Source organism: Kordia algicida OT-1, from assembly GCF_000154725.1.
GTDB lineage: Bacteria > Bacteroidota > Bacteroidia > Flavobacteriales > Flavobacteriaceae > Kordia > Kordia algicida.
In genome coordinates, this window is record NZ_DS544873.1 from 195802 (window position 1) to 216099 (window position 20298).

19 protein-coding genes are annotated in these 20298 nt (G+C 33.0%); 5 read left to right on the forward strand and 14 right to left on the reverse strand.

What is annotated here, in order from left to right; all coding sequences use genetic code 11:
* The first annotated feature begins 84 nt into the window (after positions 1 to 84).
* Both KAOT1_RS00880 and KAOT1_RS00885 read left to right on the forward strand, forming a co-directional pair.
* Positions 85 to 2988: a PEP/pyruvate-binding domain-containing protein gene (locus KAOT1_RS00880; RefSeq protein ID WP_007092774.1), complete on the forward strand. Its 2904-nt coding sequence runs from the start codon at positions 85 to 87 to the stop codon at positions 2986 to 2988.
* 1 nt (position 2989) lies between these two features.
* Positions 2990 to 4315, forward strand: a complete 1326-nt coding sequence (locus tag KAOT1_RS00885) for a serine hydrolase (RefSeq protein ID WP_007092775.1) — start codon at positions 2990 to 2992, stop codon at positions 4313 to 4315.
* 237 nt (positions 4316 to 4552) lie between these two features.
* On the opposite strand, the gene KAOT1_RS00890 is transcribed toward KAOT1_RS00885, so the two are convergent.
* The 14 genes from KAOT1_RS00890 to KAOT1_RS00950 all read right to left on the reverse strand — a co-directional run bounded on the left by KAOT1_RS00890 (position 4553) and on the right by KAOT1_RS00950 (position 16579).
* On the reverse strand, positions 4553 to 5023 hold the full coding sequence (locus KAOT1_RS00890; protein WP_007092776.1) for a hypothetical protein: 471 nt from the start codon (positions 5021 to 5023) through the stop codon (positions 4553 to 4555).
* A 25-nt stretch (positions 5024 to 5048) separates the two neighbouring features.
* A complete protein-coding gene (locus KAOT1_RS00895; protein WP_238528669.1) occupies positions 5049 to 7820 on the reverse strand; it encodes an Npt1/Npt2 family nucleotide transporter in 2772 nt (923 codons plus the stop codon).
* Between the two features lie 65 nt (positions 7821 to 7885).
* Positions 7886 to 8824, reverse strand: a complete 939-nt coding sequence (locus tag KAOT1_RS00900; RefSeq protein WP_238528670.1) for a serine hydrolase — start codon at positions 8822 to 8824, stop codon at positions 7886 to 7888.
* 108 nt (positions 8825 to 8932) lie between these two features.
* Positions 8933 to 9961, reverse strand: coding sequence for a helix-turn-helix domain-containing protein (locus KAOT1_RS00905; protein ID WP_007092779.1), 1029 nt, complete (start codon positions 9959 to 9961; stop codon positions 8933 to 8935).
* Positions 9962 to 10152: 191 nt separating this feature from the next.
* On the reverse strand, positions 10153 to 10383 hold the full coding sequence (locus tag KAOT1_RS00910) for a hypothetical protein (protein ID WP_007092780.1): 231 nt from the start codon (positions 10381 to 10383) through the stop codon (positions 10153 to 10155).
* Positions 10384 to 10395: 12 nt separating this feature from the next.
* On the reverse strand, positions 10396 to 10734 hold the full coding sequence (locus KAOT1_RS00915) for a hypothetical protein (RefSeq protein WP_007092781.1): 339 nt from the start codon (positions 10732 to 10734) through the stop codon (positions 10396 to 10398).
* Positions 10727 to 11116 carry a hypothetical protein gene (locus KAOT1_RS00920; RefSeq protein ID WP_007092782.1) on the reverse strand — a complete coding sequence of 130 codons (390 nt, stop codon included), beginning with the start codon at positions 11114 to 11116 and terminating at the stop codon, positions 10727 to 10729. The genes KAOT1_RS00915 and KAOT1_RS00920 overlap by 8 nt, the downstream gene beginning before the upstream one ends.
* Positions 11117 to 11169: 53 nt before the next feature.
* Complete coding sequence (locus tag KAOT1_RS00925) at positions 11170 to 11463, reverse strand: YtxH domain-containing protein (RefSeq protein WP_007092783.1); 294 nt, start codon at positions 11461 to 11463, stop codon at positions 11170 to 11172.
* Positions 11464 to 11523: 60 nt separating this feature from the next.
* Positions 11524 to 11676 (reverse strand): lmo0937 family membrane protein, encoded by a 153-nt coding sequence (locus KAOT1_RS22605; RefSeq protein WP_007092784.1) that lies wholly within the window; start codon positions 11674 to 11676, stop codon positions 11524 to 11526.
* A 38-nt stretch (positions 11677 to 11714) separates the two neighbouring features.
* Positions 11715 to 12290: a hypothetical protein gene (locus tag KAOT1_RS00930; protein ID WP_007092785.1), complete on the reverse strand. Its 576-nt coding sequence runs from the start codon at positions 12288 to 12290 to the stop codon at positions 11715 to 11717.
* A gap of 252 nt (positions 12291 to 12542) precedes the next feature.
* Complete coding sequence (locus tag KAOT1_RS00935) at positions 12543 to 14336, reverse strand: CHASE3 domain-containing protein (protein ID WP_007092786.1); 1794 nt, start codon at positions 14334 to 14336, stop codon at positions 12543 to 12545.
* A gap of 2 nt (positions 14337 to 14338) precedes the next feature.
* Positions 14339 to 14785 (reverse strand): response regulator, encoded by a 447-nt coding sequence (locus tag KAOT1_RS00940; RefSeq protein ID WP_007092787.1) that lies wholly within the window; start codon positions 14783 to 14785, stop codon positions 14339 to 14341.
* 18 nt (positions 14786 to 14803) lie between these two features.
* Positions 14804 to 15358 (reverse strand): helix-turn-helix domain-containing protein, encoded by a 555-nt coding sequence (locus tag KAOT1_RS00945; protein ID WP_007092788.1) that lies wholly within the window; start codon positions 15356 to 15358, stop codon positions 14804 to 14806.
* A gap of 75 nt (positions 15359 to 15433) precedes the next feature.
* The gene (locus KAOT1_RS00950; RefSeq protein WP_007092789.1) at positions 15434 to 16579 is read right to left on the reverse strand and encodes an AI-2E family transporter; all 1146 of its coding nucleotides are present in this window, start codon (positions 16577 to 16579) and stop codon (positions 15434 to 15436) included.
* Between the two features lie 189 nt (positions 16580 to 16768).
* Here KAOT1_RS00950 and KAOT1_RS00955 point away from each other — a divergent pair, with 189 nt between their 5' ends.
* The 3 genes from KAOT1_RS00955 (at position 16769) to KAOT1_RS21710 (ending at position 20283) form a co-directional block, all read left to right on the forward strand.
* Complete coding sequence (locus KAOT1_RS00955) at positions 16769 to 17926, forward strand: DUF3095 domain-containing protein (protein ID WP_007092790.1); 1158 nt, start codon at positions 16769 to 16771, stop codon at positions 17924 to 17926.
* A gap of 119 nt (positions 17927 to 18045) precedes the next feature.
* Entirely contained in the window at positions 18046 to 19089 is a 1044-nt protein-coding gene (locus tag KAOT1_RS00960) for a helix-turn-helix domain-containing protein (RefSeq protein ID WP_007092791.1), read from the forward strand.
* Between the two features lie 168 nt (positions 19090 to 19257).
* Positions 19258 to 20283: a helix-turn-helix domain-containing protein gene (locus KAOT1_RS21710; protein ID WP_007092792.1), complete on the forward strand. Its 1026-nt coding sequence runs from the start codon at positions 19258 to 19260 to the stop codon at positions 20281 to 20283.
* Positions 20284 to 20298 lie beyond the last annotated feature (15 nt).

The window sequence follows — 20298 nt, forward strand, 5'->3', positions numbered from 1 at the left end:
GATAATAATAACGCATACATTGCTATTGGATTTGGTGTTGTTGCTCTACTTGTTGGATTAATCGCTGGGAAAAAAGCATAACACATGATAAAAAAAATCACATTACTTTTCTGTGTCATTTTTGGATGTTGTTTACATGCTCAAGAGAAAACGACTTCGCAAATCAAAAATCTTATTGAAGATTATAAAAAAGATCGTCGCGGACCGTACAGCGGAATCAATTGGTTTTGTGAAAACGGAAGCATCAGAGAAGCAAGAGATCCATGTCCAGACAGTATTGGTGGCGGAATACAACATGCAAGTTTTAAAAGAAGTGCAATCGATTTACGAAAAAGCAATCATTTGTTTTTTGGTGAAATTCTAGCTTCTTTAACGCTTCAAGAGTTTTTAGATGCTTCTAATAATTTCAGCCGATTGAAACAATATCAAATCGGAAAATATCTTGCAAGCATTGACGATGGTTGGGTTTTGCGACGCGCACAATATTACAGAGGCGCATTTCAAAGTGAAGACGAACAAGAATGGGGAAAAGATTTTTTTGAAACCTTATTTATAGATGACCAATTTTTACATAGCAATTATTTTTTAGCAAGACAAGCACTAAAAGACGTTCCGCATAATGGAGATAACAATCTGGCGCAAGACATGCGAAGCGAATCTAAATTACTTGCTGAAGACATTCCTTCTTTTATGGATGTTCGAATAAAAATTCATGGGCAACCAGATGCTTCTGATATTGCTCTCGTAGAAAGTTATCTAGCAAAACACAACGCAAAACTTTCCGACAAGGAGAAAAAAGATTTTTCAAAACTATTACAAACCATGCGTGAATATTACGCGCCTATCAACTTTGCAAAATTGCTGAATGATGTAAATTTAATTTCAGAAAAAAATTATACAATACAACAACTTACAACTTTCCTAAAAACATACAATACAGAGGCTTCTCCCAAGACATTGGTGACAGAAATCTCAAAACTATTATATGAAATTCGATCAGGAGTAAACACCTTTAAAAATAACAAAGACAGATTAAAGCTATTAGACATTTCTAACGAATTGGAACACATTCTACTCAAAGAAGTGCAACGTTGGGAAGTGGTTACTTTAGAAGACAATTTGGAAAAAATAAACGCTTTGGTTTGTGCTTCTGCAGGAACAGGTTTGATTGAAAACTGGGAATACAGTGCTATTGAAACAAAACTCAGCGAAAGTCTTTCAAACAACGATTTAAGTATTGAAACGCTCAACAGCATTCTAAGTCAAGCCAGAAGTATTGTGGAATGGAGTACTTCCATGGTAAAAGCAACGTATCAAAAAGATGTGGATATATACACAACTTTTGAACCGAAGACATACAGTTTTATTGATGATAGAGTTCGCAGTAGTATCGCACTAAGCTTAGGAGAAACAGTAAGTGATTTGGGAGCATTTGTCTCTAAAATGTCCAATATTAACAATCAAGTAATGTCCATTGACAATCAAACAGCAATTAGAGGATTGAATCCTGGTTATGCTTTTGGTGAATTGGTGGTGGTAGATGGAAATCCTGACAACATTGAAGTAAGTACCGACAAAATTTACATTTTTGAAAAACCGCCGCACGATTTAAAACCTGTGGCAGGAATTATGACAGTTTCAGAAGGAAATCTAGTATCGCACGTGCAATTATTGGCACGTAACTTAGGAATTCCTAATACAGTATTATCGTATGAGAATTTGAAAGCGTTGAAAAAGTACCATGGTAAAAAGGTATTCTATGCAGTTTCTAACAAAGGAAATGTAGTCTTAAAAACGGAAAGTGACATGTTAGCAAACGAAACGGCACTTTTTAGTAAAAAAGAACGCAGCAAAAATGTCATTGAAGTTCCTATCAAAGATATCCGATTAGACGTTTCAAAAGTCATCAACATGCGTGATGTAAACGCTTCCGATTCTGGAAAACTTTGTGGGCCAAAAGCAGCAAATCTTGGAGAATTAAAAGAATTATTTCCTGACCAAGTTGTAGAAGGACTCATTATTCCTTTCGGATTATTCCGATCGCACATGAACCAAACCATGCCAAACGAAGGAATGAGTTATTGGACGTATCTAAATAGTACATTCGCGGAAGCAGATAAAATGCGCAAAAACAATTCATCAGAAGATAAAGTAGAAGCTTTCCTTTTGGCAAATTTGAAAAAATTACACGATGCCATCATTCAAATGCCACTCGATGCTGATTTTAAACGTGATTTATACACAAGTTTCAAAAGTACTTTTGGTGGCAAAATGGGCGAAGTTCCTGTATTTTTACGAAGTGATACCAACATGGAAGATTTAAAGGAATTTACGGGTGCAGGTCTAAATTTGACGCTTTTCAACATCAAAGATGAAGATGAAATCATCAAAGGAATCAAGCGTGTTTGGGCGTCTGCATATACAGAGCGTAGTTTTAAATGGCGACAAAAATACCTGTCAAATCCTGAAAATGTTTTTCCTTCAATACTTATCATTCCGAGTGTCGATGTCGATTATTCTGGCGTGATGATTACCAAAGGAATCAACTCCGGAAATGATGAAGATTTAACGGTTGCATTCAGTCGAGGTGCTGGTGGCGCTGTAGATGGTCAATCTGCAGAAACAAGACTTATTACCAAAACAGAAAACTATTTATTAGCACCTGCACGACAGCCAAATTACATCCGATTGCCAAATTATGGCGGCACAAAACAACATTATACATCGTTTGAATCGCCAATTTTAAATGAACAAAATATAGCAGACATTCGCAAGATCGCTGAAAGAGTTCGAGCAAAAATGACTGAACATACCGCTTCTGTAAATCAAGCGTATGATGTAGAATTCGGATTTAAGGACAACAAATTATGGTTGTTTCAAATTCGTCCGTTCGTAGAAAACAAAAAAGCGAAAAGTTCGGAGTATTTACAATCAATCACACCAAAAATAGATGCCGAAAAAATGGTTTCGATTAACACAAAATTATAACATGAAAAAACTACTTTACATAACTGTTGCGCTATGTATTTTAATCTCTTTCGGATTTATTTCGTATCCGATTGATGGTTATGAGCGTACAGGAATCAAGCGTTTGTATCAATTGCGACAAATGCAACTAGACAGCGTTCCATACAATCGAATTCCGTTTGGAGCATATAAAAAGTTAGACGAAATAAAACTAAATTTAGCCACAAACAACGAAGATAGTATTGACAGAATTTTAGTTGATGATGCCGAATTTATGCGTGAAGTAAAACGCTTAATTCCTGGCGGAGCGTATTCTGTGGCAATATTAGACATGAGTAATCCGGATGCATTAAAATATGCTTCACATCGAGAAAATGTAGGTTATCAACCTGGAAGTGTTGGGAAAATTGCCGTATTGAATGCAGTTTTTACACAAATGGCAAAAATATGTCCCGATTCTTTTGAAGAACGTATTGCATACCTAAAAGGAATTGAAGTTTCTGCACGTTATTGGGGAACAGGCGATCATCACACGGTGCCAATTTATGATATTGAGAATGATAAATTAACCAAAAGACGTGTTCGCGCAGACGATAAATTTTCACTATTTGAATGGCTAGATCACATGGTTTCTGTGAGTAATAACGGAGCCGCAAGTGTATTGTACAGAGAAGCAATGTTGATGGCGGCTTTTGAAGAAGATTATGTAAATTTAACGGAAGAAGATGGCGAACGATATTTTAAGGAAACACCACGAGATTCGCTGACAAACTTAGCCAATACTGTAGTAAATGAACCATTACGTAAATTGGGAATTTCTGAAGATGATTGGCGCTTGGGCGGAATGTTTACACGACCTGCAGGACGTTATGTAGGAAGAAAAGGAGGAAGCATTGGAACGCCAAGAGGTTTGATGAAATTTTTAGTAAAACTAGAACAAGGAAAAGTTGTGGATGAAGCTTCTAGTCTAGAAATGAAACGTTTGTTGTACTTAACTGACAGACGTATTCGCTATGCACGATCGAGAAAATTAGACAGCGCATCGGTATATTTTAAATCGGGAAGTTACTATAAATGTGATCGTGAAAAGAATCCGAATTGTGCTAAATACGCAGGAAACGTATTCAATTATATGAATTCTGTAATCATTGTAGAACATTCAAATGGTATAAAATATATTGTTTGTTTGATGAGCAATGTGTTGAATAAAAATTCGGCAGGTGCACACATGTACTTGGCAAGTAAGATTGATAATTTAATCACGAAAAATAATGACGATTTGGTCGTTTTAGACGAAAATTATAAAGACCCTGAAGATGAAGGCGGAAATGAAGGCGACGGGAATTAGCTAGAAAATTCCATCAGATTTTAATACTAGATATCTAAAAGCTGTTTTTGCTGAAAAGTAAAAATGGCTTTTTTTTATGAAGTGATTTAAACTTTTTTGATTTGCTAAAAAATTGCTGTTTTCAGCCCTATTTTTGACTTTTTTTCGTTCCGTAGCGCTGCTATGAAACTCAAAAAAGTCTTCAACAGTACTTAAAACTTCTAATTTTCGCTTAAACCAGAAAAATTTAAATCACTTCTATGTCAAATTTAAATTATCCATTACAGTTTCATAGATGTTTTCTGCCATGTGCTTACCTTTCTGTTCATATTTATTATTAAAGTGAATTTCATTTTGAAACTTAGGCCATTTTCCTGTTTTTTTGCGAACAATGTATGCCAATTCTGCTTCAATATTTTCAGTCTGCTCTTTATTCAACGCTGGGAAATTCCAGATAAACACGCGAATTTCTTCCTGATCTTTCCATTTGTATCCGTGATATCCTTTTTTAGGACTTCCTTTCAATCCACTATTTAATCTGTTTTTAATTCGGTCACGTGTTGTGCCGATGTACACAATATTTTTCTGCCATGTAATGACATAGATTTTATAATCTGATCCAGTTAATGGACTTGACAGTGTTGCTAGTATTTTTCCTGACTTAAATTCAGTCCAACTTTCAATTTTTCTATTTTTTAAACGGAGATTAAATATATAAGGATTTTGCATTGAGGTATTTTATGAAATCACTAAGTTACACAATTTCAACACGATTTAACTTTTCTAAAGTTTGCTTCGCGGCATATCTTACTTCAATATTTTTGTGGTTTTTTAAGCTTTTTACTAACGGAACGAAACGTTGGTCGTTTTGTATACGAATTAGTGCTAATACTGCAAGTTTGGTGCGTTTTCCTCTGTTTTTGATAAGTACTGTTAATCCTGTTTTTTCATCTAAAATTTTAGATTTGATAAACTTGTTTTTGGAAGAATCGTCTTCTGCTAAAAAATGTTCTAATAGTGGAATCAGTTTGAACTTTAATTGTCCTTTGAGCAAGTTGTCTAAAAACTCTAATGCATTTACCCTTGCATCTTCTACATTGCTCAATAATCCTGAATACGCAATGCTAATATCAGCTTCGTCATAAATAATGGTGAGTAATTTAAAGATTGTACGCAGGCTCGTTTCCATTTGTTCTTCCAAAATTTCTACTATAGCGCTTCTAGCTTCCGTAATTTCTGGGACATTTACTGTTTCACTTTCAGTGCTTGTATCTACATTGATAAGCTGATTCAAGATGTTTTTAGTCACTAAGGCTTGTCGGTAATGTTTGGCTTCTTTTAGGATCAAATTTTTAAGCAAACGTGCATTGAAAACCAATTTTTTATTTTTATTGCTAAGTTTTAAGAGCGAACGAGACGCTTCCATCCGAATGATAAAATCACGACTTTTCATTAAGCGCATCAATATATTAACCGCATTTTGCGTTTTGAATGCTTCTATAATTTTGGGTACAAATCTTTTGTTTTTTGCTTTTAATACTTGCGATTTGTCCATGTCAAGAATAGTTGTCGTAATTCCTGGACCATAATTTTTGAGCGCTTTGATTGCTTTTTTACGGAATTCTTTCTCAGATAAACACGAAAATAGCGGATCTAAAAACTGCGGATCTTTCGTAATTCCTGCCGCTTCAATAGCATGCGATTTTATGTTAGTATTGTGGCTTTTTAAGTGATTTTCAATGAAATTGTAATGGATTGGCATTTCTGTATATGCAACTGCAATGAGAAGGTCGGTTATATGAGATTCACGCGTATCAACCTCAGCACCACTGATCGCGTTTATTTTTTTAGTAATTCTGTTGTTCAGTTCAAATTTTGAAGCCAATTCTTCGTTGTTTGCCGTGTCTTTCGCCAAACATAGTAAAGCGGCATTGGCAATGTAATCATTTTCATGATTGAGATAGGTTTCAAAAAATTGTGTTTCTGAGTTGGAATGGTAAAGAATATAATCTAATGCAGCATACACAAGTTCGTCATCTTTTTGATGAATTAGCTTTGTAATCCGATCAATTTCTGTAGCATCGTCATACATGTATAGCTGTTTTATAGCGGCTGTTTTTACTTTATTTGACGGGTGATTTAACAATTTTACAATGGTACTTTTGAGCGATTTTAATTTGTAATTGTTCAATCTGTCTAGCAAAGTCAATATCGCTTGCTCGTTATTTCCGTTAAGAATACGGCGTGCGGCAGTAAGTGTAGTTTCTGGCTTTCTTCTGTCGTTTTCTGCATCATCATTTTTTAAGATGGTACTTTCTATATTTTTTCGGAACGAATTGTAATAGGCTTCGCGAAGTTTGTAAATGAGAAGAATCCATATAAAAACAAAAAATAGAATGATAACGGTAATATAGGTTGTGTCTAAAGCTAATTTTCTAATGAGAAAGATCAGCATAAAACCAGATAAACCTGTGGCAATACTGTCTACAACGACATCTATAAACGATTTTGCTTGATTTTTTATATTTAGCGGAATTGGCATGATTGACAATTCGAAAGCAGCTTTGTTGACTGATTGCTTGAAGCTTCCGTCAATTCCTTTGATGAGAATTAAAACCCACAATTCTGGAAAGGTTAGAAATAGCAAACTTCCCATGGCAATTCCCAAAGGTAAGATGAGTAATGTGCTTGAAACACCGAGTTTACTGAGCACACGATTGGTAAAAAAGAGTTGTAATAATAGTGCCAACACGTTGAAAGTAGAAAACCAAAAGCCAAAAAATGCAGCTAATTCTTCTGGATTGTCAATGGCTTTGTTGGCAAAATCACTAAACTGAAAATCGACCAATTTTGCAACTACCACACTGATTCCAGTGATGAGCGCCAAATAGGTAAGATGTTTTGATTTGGAAATGATTTTGAGCGAGGTTTCCGAGTTTGAAGTCTCATTAAATTTTCGCTGATTTCGAATGTACGTATTCATCACTTTTAAGCGTAATTTCCATACTTTTTGGAGTATTGGAATACAACAGAGAATCAAAACTGCAGCGAGTAGCATTACCGTTTCGTTTCCAAAAGCAGATACGACAATACTTGTGAGATATCCACCAAAAACTCCACCAGCAATTGCGCCCGCACCAATAAAACCAAACAAACGTTTGGCTTCACGTGAGTTGTACACCATGTTGGCTAAAATCCAGAATTGCGATGTTGCAATAACAGCAAAAAGTGAAACGCCTAGATAATATACGTATAAAATCCAGTCGTTAATCATGGAAAATTGCAGCAATGCGCTGAATATGAGAAATCCGAGACTGAAAAAGATTAGTGTGGAAACGGTTACTTTTATGAGTGAAAACCGTTGAATAGCTTTGTTATAAAAATAGGAGGTAAGCACTGCAACTATCGCAACTAAGAGATATCCATACGGCAAATGTTCAGGTCCTAATTGCGATAAAAATATAGCGTTTATGGTAGGTTTTACAATAAGTAATACTGTAATGATTAAAAAAATACATAATTGCATTAAAAAAGAGATGTATATTTCACCATCTCTTAGTCCAAATGTTTTATTTAAAAAGCTTTTAAGCATTAATATTTCTTAATCAGAATTTTTCTGTTTTTTCTCAGCAATACGTCTAGAGGTTTTACGAGTTTCCGCATTATTTGCTCTCCCGATCCGTCTTCTACAAGTGCTACAATGATGTAACGACGTTTTGGTCCCCAAACCATAGCGGAGTCGGAATGGTAATTTTTCCAAGAACCCGATTTTCTGTATACTGTTGCTTTTGGTGCAATTTGATCTAATACATTAACAAATTTATGATGTAATGCAGGATCTTTCATAATATCGAGCATTTCTTTTGATCGTTCTGTAGAGACTAAATTGCCCATTGCAAGTTGATAGTAAAAGCTACAAACTTGTCGTGTGGTTGCTGCGTGGCTTAATCCTTTCATTGGATCAGGGTTTCGTTTTCCGCCTGCGGCATATCGTTTTCCAACCCAAAGTCCGCCACCAACTTCTTCATCATAAAGTTTTGTTTTTGGCGCACGCAATACGGCTTCTATTTTTTCATAACCGACTCTGTCAATCATACGTGTAGAAGCTCTGTTGTTAGATTTACTAATCATTAATCGCATGTCGCGACGTACTTCTTTAGTATCTTTAAGTTCTCCTTTGTCAATAGCATCCATAGCTGCCAAAAGTATCGCAATTTTAGGTAAACTTGCGGCATACATCATTTCTTTGTCATTGATTCCTGCGTATCGTACATTGCTAATATCACTCATGTCTACAATACCAATAGATAGCTTTTTATTTCGTACTAAAGTTTTCCATTTCGGATTGTTATTTATTTGAGCTTCTAATAAAAGTTGAAGTGTGTTATCTTTTAGTTCACCAATCGGGTCAATTTCCTCATCATGCGCAATTGGTAATTGCTGCGAGAAAGTGACAAGACTGACTAATAGAAAGAATATTGTGAAAATTTTTGTCGTTTTAATCTGCATAAATTGAGTATATGTTTTCATACTATTATATAGTACAATTAGCATACCACAATGTACTTTATTTAAACTAATTAGTATAAAAAGTGCTTAAAAAGTTATTATATTTTTTCTAGCCTAATTTTGGCTGTTTTATGCAGTCATTGCCAGAGTAACTTTACCATCTTGGTATTCTTTTGGACTACAATTGTATTTTTCTTTAAATATTTTTGAGAAGTAACTTCTACTACTAAAACCGATGGTGTAAACGATTTCAGAAATACTTAAGTCTGAATTTTTTATCAGCTTTTCAGCTAATTCTACACGAACATTTTTTATAAAACTTAATACCGTTCTTCCAAATAACATTTTGAACCCTGTTTGTAGTTTTGCAGGTGTCAATCCGGTTTTTTTCTTTAAGTAGTTTATATCAAATTGTCTGTCTGGATAGTTTTTGATAAATTCCCCAACATCTTTGATGACTTCGAGTTCTTTTCTCGTTAATCCACAACTGTTTTCAACAATTCGTTCCATATCTTCAAAGTATTGTTTTACAATCATAGATAGTGATACTTGCAACATTCCTTTTTTGAGTAATGCGCTTGCAATGTTGTCGCTAGAAACTCCATCAATTTGATCTAGTTGTTCTTTTATTTTGAGGTTGTATGAACTTGTGTATGAGAATTTACCATCAATTTCTTTTGAATGGAATAGTTGCATTAATTGACTTGTGAATTCATCTGTTTCTTCCGTGATTGGTTTGCTTGCCAAGAAACTAATCATGGTAAACTTTAGATATCCATCTTTTTGAATATGTATGTGATTTGCTTTTCCTAACGAATTAGAAAATATAGCTGTTTGCATTTCTGAGAAACGAGCTCTTTTTTTCGTTGCTCCGAAGCTATGCAATAGTTCTCCTTGAGAACAATATATATAGTTGAGAGATTGTTTGTTGGTGTCTTGATCGAAAATAAGTGTTGTATTTTCATTAAACTGTACGTCGTAAGTAATGTACGAAATGTTGTCGTTAAAATTAAAACCTGAGATGTTTCCACTACCAAGTTCATTTTGGAATTTTAGAATTCTCTCCGTACTTGTTTCTTGCAGTTGACCTTGACATTCGTTTTTTAAACTATTGAAAGTAGCTGCGATATTGCTGATGTTTATTTGTATAGTTTTCATCTTTGAAGGTTTAGGTTAATATTCTGTTTTTAGGTTATTCCCAATTACAATACAAAGATGCAACTTATACGACCTTTTTGTGTTACACAATTTTCTATAACTGTTATATAATTTTATAAAAAGTTTAAACAAAAAAAAGCTACTTAAATATTTAAGTAGCTTTAAATCAGTAATTTGTTATTTTGTATGTTTTAGTTTTCTTCTTTTACTTTGATCTCGGTTTCATCATCATCTTTTTTGATTTTCACCTTCTTATCTTCAGTTTCCATTTTGATTTTTGAGCCATCGTCTTTTACTTTAACTTCAGCTCCGTCTTCTTTCATTTCTTGCATCAATTTTTCTTCTTTCGTTTTTTCTTCACAAGAAGTAAACGTTGTTATTGTAAATAATGATGCAATTGCTACTAAGATTAATTTTTTCATTATTATGTGTTATTATTTATTGTTAGTTATTATTTTGTTAGAGACTATTTTAGTAGCTCCAATTTGGACTAAATATCCTAAGACTGATTTGAAGAACGAGTTCGATTTTCCAATAAGAAGTCGTTTGGTCAAATATCCTACCGCCAAACTTATGGTAGATTGAATCACATTGTTTTGTACTTGTGGCTCATTCTTTAAGTCATCAGCAATACGTTGTATAATACGTGTTGGTCTTAGTTCTTCCATGGATGCTGATATTTGTGATTTTAATTCAAACATATCAGCTTCTTTTTGAGCTTTTAACTTTAAAATAGCTTGTTCTAATTCTCTGTTGTTACTTACCTTATTCATTGTCTTCTTGCATTTTAGAGATTAAAATATCTTCTTTTTTCTCTCTCATCAACTTATAAATTACAAGATCAGTAACAGGTTTGGTGATGAGTTTTTTATTGAAAATATAGAGAAATAAACCTATGAGCAGGTAAAAGGAGGAAACTATTAAAAATCCGATGTAGCTCGCTCCGAGTAATCCACCTACATAGAGGCTTATCCCTATATTGACAAATAATAGAAATACCACGAATATAGTTCCTAAAGCGATCCACAAAACAAGTGATGATATCACATCGGCAGTTTTATCGATGGCGTTGAGTTTATACAACTCTATACTTGTCTCAGTATATGCCTTTGCTTTCTGATAAATAGATTCTATATGTGACGTAGTACTTTCCATTAGTGATTATTGGTTATTATTGGTAATTGACTGTATGATTTGAAAATCAATGATTACAGTTCTTCTTGCAATTCTTGTTTAGCGTCTTGTGCTACGCGTGTCGCTGTGTTGATTTTCTCTTTACCTCTTTGAATAATTTCTTCACCTTCTCTTTTTACAGCGTTAAATTTTTGAGATACTTCGTTCATTACTTGATCGACGCTATCTTTTACTGAATCTGCTAAGTCTTTTGTTCCGTCAGCAATTTCTTTTCTTGTTTCTGATCCTTTTTTTGGTGCAAATAAAACTCCAATTGCAGCTCCTACTAATGCACTTCCTAATACTAATACTGTGTTGTTAACTTTCATATCTTTTTGTTTTTTTAAATTAATTATTAAATGTTTTTATTTAAATCTTTTAGAGTAGATTTAGACTCCTCGTCCGCCAATTAATCTTAGTAATATTGCAATTACTGCGATTACCAATAGAATGTGAATTAGTCCTCCTGCGCTGTACACAAAAAATCCGAAGACCCATCCTATAACTAATATTACGGCAATGATGTATAATAAACTTCTCATAGTAATTTTTTTTTTGGTTATTATTGATTGATAGTTTTTTAACTATCAGTGTTTATAATTTCTATTGTTTCTTTTGTTTTGTTGATGCTTTTTTTTAGCGTTAAGTTAGCATAGTGCGCTAATGCTTTAAAATCTGAATTATTAGTTGTGTCAGATAGCTTATCAACAAATTCCTTTTGAGAGGAAATTTTGTCACTTAGCAACTCTAATGGTTTTTCCAAACCTTCTGCATCTATCATTTCTTTAATTTCCTGATACTCTATGCTTGAATATTTTGGAATAGATATTACATTTTCGGTTGCTACTTTATCATACTTTTCAAGAATATCTAATTGCTCATCTTTAATTTCTGCAACAATTTCCTTTACTTCTTCTTCGATATCTTTACTTTCTATGATCGTGCATAATTCAATAACATCTAAATTATATTTAGAAGCTTTTACTAAAAGTTTAGCTTCATTCTTTTGTGCTGTCATAGCATTATTAGCGATGGTTTCTTTTTCAGTTCTTGCTTGTTCAGTTTCTATAAAAAAATCACAAGAGTTTAGACTTACCGCTATAGTTGTAATAAGTATGATTCCTGTTGTTATGAATGTATATCTATTAAATTTCATCCTTTTCATTTTTTCTTCTTCTTCTTAAAGATGCAACAGAATCTATCGTATTACTTTTCAACTATTACATCAATAACATTTGTATTTATATGTGCTTTATGATTACTTTACAAAAGTAGCGCAAAGACTGGCTTCACGCGTTACATGATTTCCAATCATCGTTATAAGATTTCTACATTTGGGTAGTTTTAAACCTAGAAAAGCCTTAAACACGAGGTTTAAAGCTTTTTTTTTGAGGTAATAATATAAATTTTAATCTATCGGTAAGTAAACTGTAAATGTAGCTCCAACACCAGGTTTTCCATCTGCAAAAATGTAACCGAGATGATTTTCTACAATTTTTTTACATATAGAAAGTCCAATTCCTGTACCAGAATATTCGTCTTTATTGTGAAGTCTACTAAATAAAACAAAGATTCGGTCGGCATATTCATTGTCAAAACCAATTCCATTGTCTTTGAAAGTAATTTTATAATACGCGTCGTATTTTACATTTATTAGCTTTTCCTCGTCATCTGCGTTTACTTGTTCGCAAGTAATGGTCACTTCAGGATTGCGATCATCGGCTATGTATTTTAAAGAGTTTCCAATAAGATTTGCAAAAAGCTGCTGTATTTGAAAAGGAATTACTTTCATTACAGGAAATGTATCTGCTTTTACAGTTGCATTTTTTTGTGTGATAACTTCTGCCAAGTCCTGTTTTGCTGCTTCAAGTAATAAATTAATGTTTGAGACTTCAAGTACTTTGTCGGCTTTGTTGGTTCTAGAAAATTGTAGCAAATCGTCTATAAGTAAGCGCATTCGTGTAGCAGCATTTTTCATGCGCGACATGTACATTTCCCCAGATTTTGATAAGTTACCTTCTTCTTTTTCTTCTAATCGTGAAAGGAATGTTTGAATTTTACGAAGTGGTTCTTGCAAATCGTGACTTGCCACATGGTTGAAAGCAGATAATTCTTTGTTGTTTCTTTCCAACTCTAAATTTCGTTCTTCCAATGCTCTAAAACTGCGTGTTTCATCCGTAATATCTGTCGTAGTACCTAAAAGAGTACGCTTTCCATTACTACTTACAATGGCTTTTCCGTAGGCTTTTAAGTGCTTAACGTTTCCATTTTCATGAATGACACGATAATAGACAAAAGGCAAATCGTATTCTTTTTGCATTTTAGCTATTTGCTCGGACAATGTCTCCACATCTTCAGGATGAACAAATTTCATGAAATTTTCAATTGTTGGCTCAAATGAATGTGGTTCTTCTCCTAACAAACGATATAAATTGTCTGAAAATTTAAAATTGTCATCGTCAATATCCCAAGTCCAAGTACCATGTTTGCTGACAATTTCTGATTGGTTGGTAGATTCTTTAAACAATTCTAACGATCGGTTTGTTCGTTCTAGTTTCTTCAGGTTAGACATTATTTTGGCATATCCGCCAATGAGCAATAGTAATGACATTAGCATTAATGAATACAAAAATATCGGCGTAACTTTTAAACTACTTTCGTAAGTCGCTTGATGCTTTTCCAATCTTTCATTTTGAAAATCAATCATAACTTTGATTTTCCCTCGTATTTGATCCATTATTCTTTTTCCGCGATTAAATAAACGTTCAAAAGTAGGACTATCAAAATTATTTTGATCTTTGAGTATAAATCGCTGTGTTTGTTCGAGATTATCCAAACAATTGTCAATCAAAAAACCAAGTTCTATAAGGTTTTTGTGCTGTTTAGATTCGTCAATGATTAATTCTTTGATCTCAACAAATCTGTCATTTATATTTTCTCTACCTGAAATATAGGGTGTTAAATACGTGGAATCTCTAGTAACCATAAAACCGCGCTGTCCTGTTTCTGCATCTTTTAGGTAAGAAAGAATCTGTTCCAATTTAATGGCAAGTTCATATTTTTCTGTGACTAAATCAGAAGAATCAGAAAGGCTATTCATATTTTTAAACGTGATACCTGCCACAAAAAATATGAGGAAAAAGGAAACGATAAATACCGCTTTCACAAACCAAGGCGCTTTATAAATAGTTTTTAGAGGCATAATTACAGTCTTAGTAAGAAATTATCTTTGTTTAATCCGCTTGTATGATATTGCCAATTGATCGTAACAACTTCTGACAATGCTTTTTTGAGCTTTTTGAAATTATCAGGCTTTTTGATGTAAATATTAGCTCCATATACAAAGGTGTTTTCTATATCTTCTTCAGAGGCTGAGGTTGAATAAATGGCAATTGCCATGTCCTTAAATTTATCATTGGCTTTGATTTCTTTTAAACATTCCATTCCCGTTTTTCTAGGCATGTTTAAATCTAAAAATAATACATTGGGAATAATGGCGTCTTCACTATTTAAATAATCCATTAAATAGACTCCGTCATTGAATGTATCTACTTTTGTGGTCATTTTGAGTTCTTCGAAAACATCTGTAAAAAACAGACGATCATCTTCATCATCATCTGCTAATATTATATGTATATAATCTTGATTCATTTGTAAATAGGCTGATTATTATTTCTTAAGTATGTCGCGGCGTTTGCTAATGATGCGTTGAAATGCACTTGGTGTAATTCCGGTCGTATTTTTAAACTGCGTGCTTAAATGTGCTACGCTTGAATAATTGAGCTTGAAGGCAATTTCGGTTAAGGTCAAATTTCCTTCTATAATTAATTGTTTGGTATATTCTATTTTTTGTAGAATGATAAAGTTTTCGATAGAAGTATAAGTTACTTCAGAAAATAAGTTGGATAAGTATCCATAACTGTGTCCTAATTGGTCAGCAAGATATGCTGAAGTTTTTATATTGATGGTTTCTTCATTGAAAACCATATCTACAATCGTATCTTTTATTTTTTGGACAAGAATGCTTTTCTGATTTTCTACAATTTCAATGCTGTATTCGTCAAGGGCTTTCGTAAAAGCAGTATAGACTTCAGAAGGAATTTTTTCTAAAACCTCTACTTCGCCAAAACCCAACATTGCATACTTGATACCAAATTCTTCGAGTTTTTCTACGAGTATTTTGGTACAAACTACATTAAAATCAAACTTTACAAATAGTTTCATGTTGATAAATTTTACTGAGTAAATTTAAACTATTTCTGATTTATTCGCGTGTTTCAAAAGAAAATCGCGAACGACTTATTTATTTTTTTTCTGACGTATTGTTTTCCAAACTTTAAGTCGCTGTCTAGCTTTACTTTGCAGTAATGCATCTACAGGTTCGCTCATTAAAAAACCATACGCTTCATAACCTGGTGTGTGATCGAATATTATTTTTAGTGAGGCAATAATGGGCAAGGCGACAATCATCCCTGAAATTCCCCAAAGCATGGCAAACGCTATTAAGGATAAGATTGCTACAAACGAATTCATATTTACCTTTGAACCTGTAATTTTGGGAGTGATAAAATTTCCTTCCAAGAATTGAATGAAGCCAAAAAAGCCAATAACACCAAAAGCATACCAAATAGAATCTTTTGTGACCAATGCAACCATGGCAGGTAACAAAGCTCCTATAATAACTCCGATGTATGGAATGAGCAGTAATATTGCTGCAAAAAAACCAAAGAATATAGCATTTTCTATTCCCAAAGCGAGCAAAGTAATAGTGTTTAATACGCCAACAATCAACATAACTTTTAGCAAACCAGCCAAATAGTTCTGTTGTACATTGTATATTTTATTAATCATTTTATTCACAAATGATTGTGACTTATGTTTGAATAGTTTATATGCAAAAGTGCGCAAAAATCTACGATAGTATAAAAAGAAAAATAGGTAAATAGGAACCAACACAAGATCACTCATAAAAGAACCTGAGCGTGTTAGTAATGACGTTATTTTATCAAAATTTCCTTTTAATAAATTGTTCAAATTGAAATCGACACCGCTAGAACTTTCAGTATTATCAACACCTTCAACAGTTTTGCTATTGCTCATGTTGAATGCATCGCCTAAGTAAGCTACAGTATTTTCGTATAGTTCGGAAATTCTCCCTACATAATCTTCGCTACCATTTGTAAATTCTTGAAGTTGGAAGAATATGATAAATAGTAAGATTACGGTTACTGAAAAGATTAAAAATATTGAGAAGATTGTTGCAAACATTCTGCTACATCGCCATTTTTTTTCAAAGAACTGTTGTACAGGAAAGATCATAACGCCGAGGATCATGGCAAACAATAATGGCATTACCAATGGTTTTAACACATATAGTACAAAAACGACAGCAATAACTGTAAAGAGTCCTACTGCTCGGCTTGTAGTTTTAGTTTGGATTGTCATTTTCGTTGGTGTGTATATGGTGTTTTTTAAAATGATCGAATTTTACAATTACAAAAATAGTTTATTCATTTACTAAATTTATTACATAATTTTAAATGTTCGTTATATAATTACGTGTATTTTTAATTTATAGAGTTCACTTTATAAGTATTTATAGCGTAATTTTGTGTTGCAACCATTACTAATTGTATGATAGGTTTTTACGCTAATCTTCCAAAGCATTTTATGCCTTTGCGGGATTTATTGAAAGACGAAAGTCTTTTTGAAGGTGTTCCCAAAGATTGGCACATCGTTGTTACCGACATAGAAAACTCAAGCAAAGCTGTAGCTAGCGGGAGACATAATGATATTAATCTAATTGCTACAGGAAGCATCATCACAGTTTTAAATGAAATCAAAACAATTGATGCTGCGATAAAAGTTCCCTACTTTTTTGGAGGTGATGGAGCAACATTTATCATACCTGATGAAATTATTCCGCAAATCCTAACTGCCCTAAATACTTACAGCGCACATATTAAAAAAACGGCAAACCTTAACTTAAGAGTTGGTTCAGTCATTTTAGATGATATTTATAGCAACAATGTCACTGCACGTATTGCAAAGCTTAGACATAATGAATATTTAACAACGCCTATAATTATTGGTAACGGATTAAAATTTGCGGAGGCGCATATAAAAGATACTTTTAAATCTTCTGACATTACTGAAAACGACGAACATCTTATCAATTTGACCGGAATGGAATGTCGTTGGGATGAGATAAAACCAAATAATGAAGGAGACAAAGTAATGTGTTTGCTGCTTAGTTGCAGCGATGAAACCAAACAAGCACAAGTTTATAAAAGTGTTATGGATGAAATAAATTACATCTTTGGAACACTAGATGAGCGAAGACCAATCACAACTTTAAAATTAAAATTGAATACTTCTATCCAAAAAATTAAGAAGGAAATGATGACTAAGATTGGTAAATACGATCGAAAATACCTCATTAGGAATTGGTTGATTACTGTTTTTGGAAAATATTATTTTAAAATCTTCCCTGAAGGAAAACGCTATCTGTTTCGCGTTACACAATTGAGTGATACCATTATGCTAGATGGCGCAATAAATACCGTAATTTCTGGAAATGATAAGCAAATACGGAAGTTTCAAATTTTCTTAGATAATATGGAGTTTCAAAAGGAAATTACTTACGGAATTCATGTTACGCACGCTTCCATTATGTCGTGCTATGTGCAAGATCGAAAAGAAAATCATATTCATTTTGTAGATGGTACTGAAGGCGGTTATACAACTGCTGCCATGATGTTTAAGCAAAAATTAGTGTCAAAAATTAATTAAACTAATTAAAAAATCAATCTTGTAAATAATAAAAAGGACATACAACGATACTGCTTATTTTTTCTTTTATGAGCACATCCGTAATACCTACGCTTTATTATAGTATATTTATTATGTAAATGGGAAAAAAAAAGAATAAAAAATTAATTGTAGGCGACGTAGAAGCTAGTGATATTGTAAAAGATATGGCAGCCGCTTTGTCTGTTGATTTTGAAGAAAATCACAACGAATATTGCTTAAGAATTCCAAAAAATATAGGTTCAGGCTATATAAAAGCTACTGTTTTTGATGCTGGAATTGGAGTCTTAGAAACCGATTATCTTTTAAAGAAAGAATTGCATTTTGAACTGAAAAAAGGAATTGTTCATCCTTTGAAAATTATCTTTAACAGGCAATCTCCTTTTACACATCAGTTTGCAGAAGATAAAGATATACATACTATTGGTCGCTTAGAAAGCGTAATGACTTCTAGTATTCCAACCAATAATCATATTTTTAAAATTCCTGCAGAAGTTCCTATTTGTACCTTTAGTATTGAAATTAACAGAAAACTGTTTGAAGAAAAAATTTCATCTTTTTTGGAAGATATGAATGAAGATTTGATTTCACTATTTAGAGATAGCAACGGAATCAATAAGTTTTATTATAAAGATCAATATAGCTTAGACATCGCTAAGTTTATTGAAGAATTTACAGAGTGCGAATTAGACGGTTTTATGAAGTCTATTTTTCTTGAAGGAAAAGCCTATGAAATTCTCATTAACTACATACAACAATATTTAGACGATACGTATACGCCCGAGAAACGTAAAATTCTGCGTCAAGCAACAGTCGAACGGATTGAAGAAGCTGTTGAGATTATCAAAAACGAAATTGCAAGTGTTGAAAATGTAACTGTATTGGCAAAACGTGTAGGCGTCAATCCAAATACTTTGCAAAATGGATTCAAATATTTGTATAAATCTTCTGTGAATGAATTTATTAAAAATCATCGCATAGAAAAAGCAAAGGAACTTTTGGAAACTTCCGATCTCAATATTTCTGAGATTACTTATAAAATAGGTATCAATTCGCGAAGTTACTTTTCAAAGATTTTTAAACAACGTTACGGCATTTCTCCAAACGCATATCTCAAAAAATCACGTGAAGATAAATCTGCCTAGCAACGTATAACTGTTTAGCCTTTTTTCAAAAAAACACAACAAAACTATTCATTTGTGTTAATATTTTTGTGCAATAGTGTTATTTATTGTGTCAATAGTGTTAACACATATTAAACACTTTACGGTTCTTTGTTTCGTGATAATTCCGTTATAAAAGGAGGATGAAGAATGCAGAAAACGCACATAAAAAATACGCATATTAAAGACGTTCTAATTGGAATTAGTAATTTCTTTGAAGGCAAATTTACAGAAAAAGATGGTTTGTATACATGTACAATAAACAACCTAAAAGGCGCTATTGTACTTACAGGTATAGATTTTGATTCGGGACTTTCGTTTCTAAATTTTAAAGGAAATTTTAAAGAAATCACCGAACTTTTACTCAAAAATAATAATGAGAACATCATTGAGTTTATTGGTGTTTCTGCTGGAAATATTATTTTTAGCGAAGGTAAAGTTTCTACATATTTAAATGAAAGTCGCAACCAAAGTATGGTTATTTCTAACAAATATCCATCCATAAAGTCATACACATTTGCCAAAGATGTTGCTACTGAAGTTTCTATTATCTCTTTAGATGTGAGCATGTTTACAACTTTTCGAAATAATGAATATAATTTGAGTTTGCTGAAACTGATTTGTTGGTTAAATAGTTTGCAACTGTCAGATAAACAGTTGTATATCGGAAATCAGCATGAAGAAATGTCTAGTTTGATTCACACATTTTTAGAAGCAGATCGTGAAGATAATACTACCGTACTCACACATTTTGAAAGCCTTATTCGTAATGCATTAGTCAACCAAATTGCACTTTTTCACCCAAACGCATCAAAACTTGAAAATAATACTTCGCTAAAGGATGACGAATTGACTAAAATTGTGTCTTTGATTGCTACAATTGAAGAAAATCCGCAAGAATTATATACAATAAGTATGTTGTGTGAAATGACACGATTATCGCCTGCAAAACTACAAGAAGGTTTTAAAATTCTTTGCGATAGAACTGTGATCGATTTTATACGTTATGTACGATTGACTGCTGCTGAAAAATTAATTCGAACGACAGATATGAGTATTGCAGAAATCATTTATAGCGTTGGTTTTACGAGCAGAAGTTACTTCAGTAAAATTTTCAAAAATAAATATGGCGATTCTCCAAAACAGTATCAACTCAAAGCACGTGTAGCACGCTAATATATTTGGTATTTT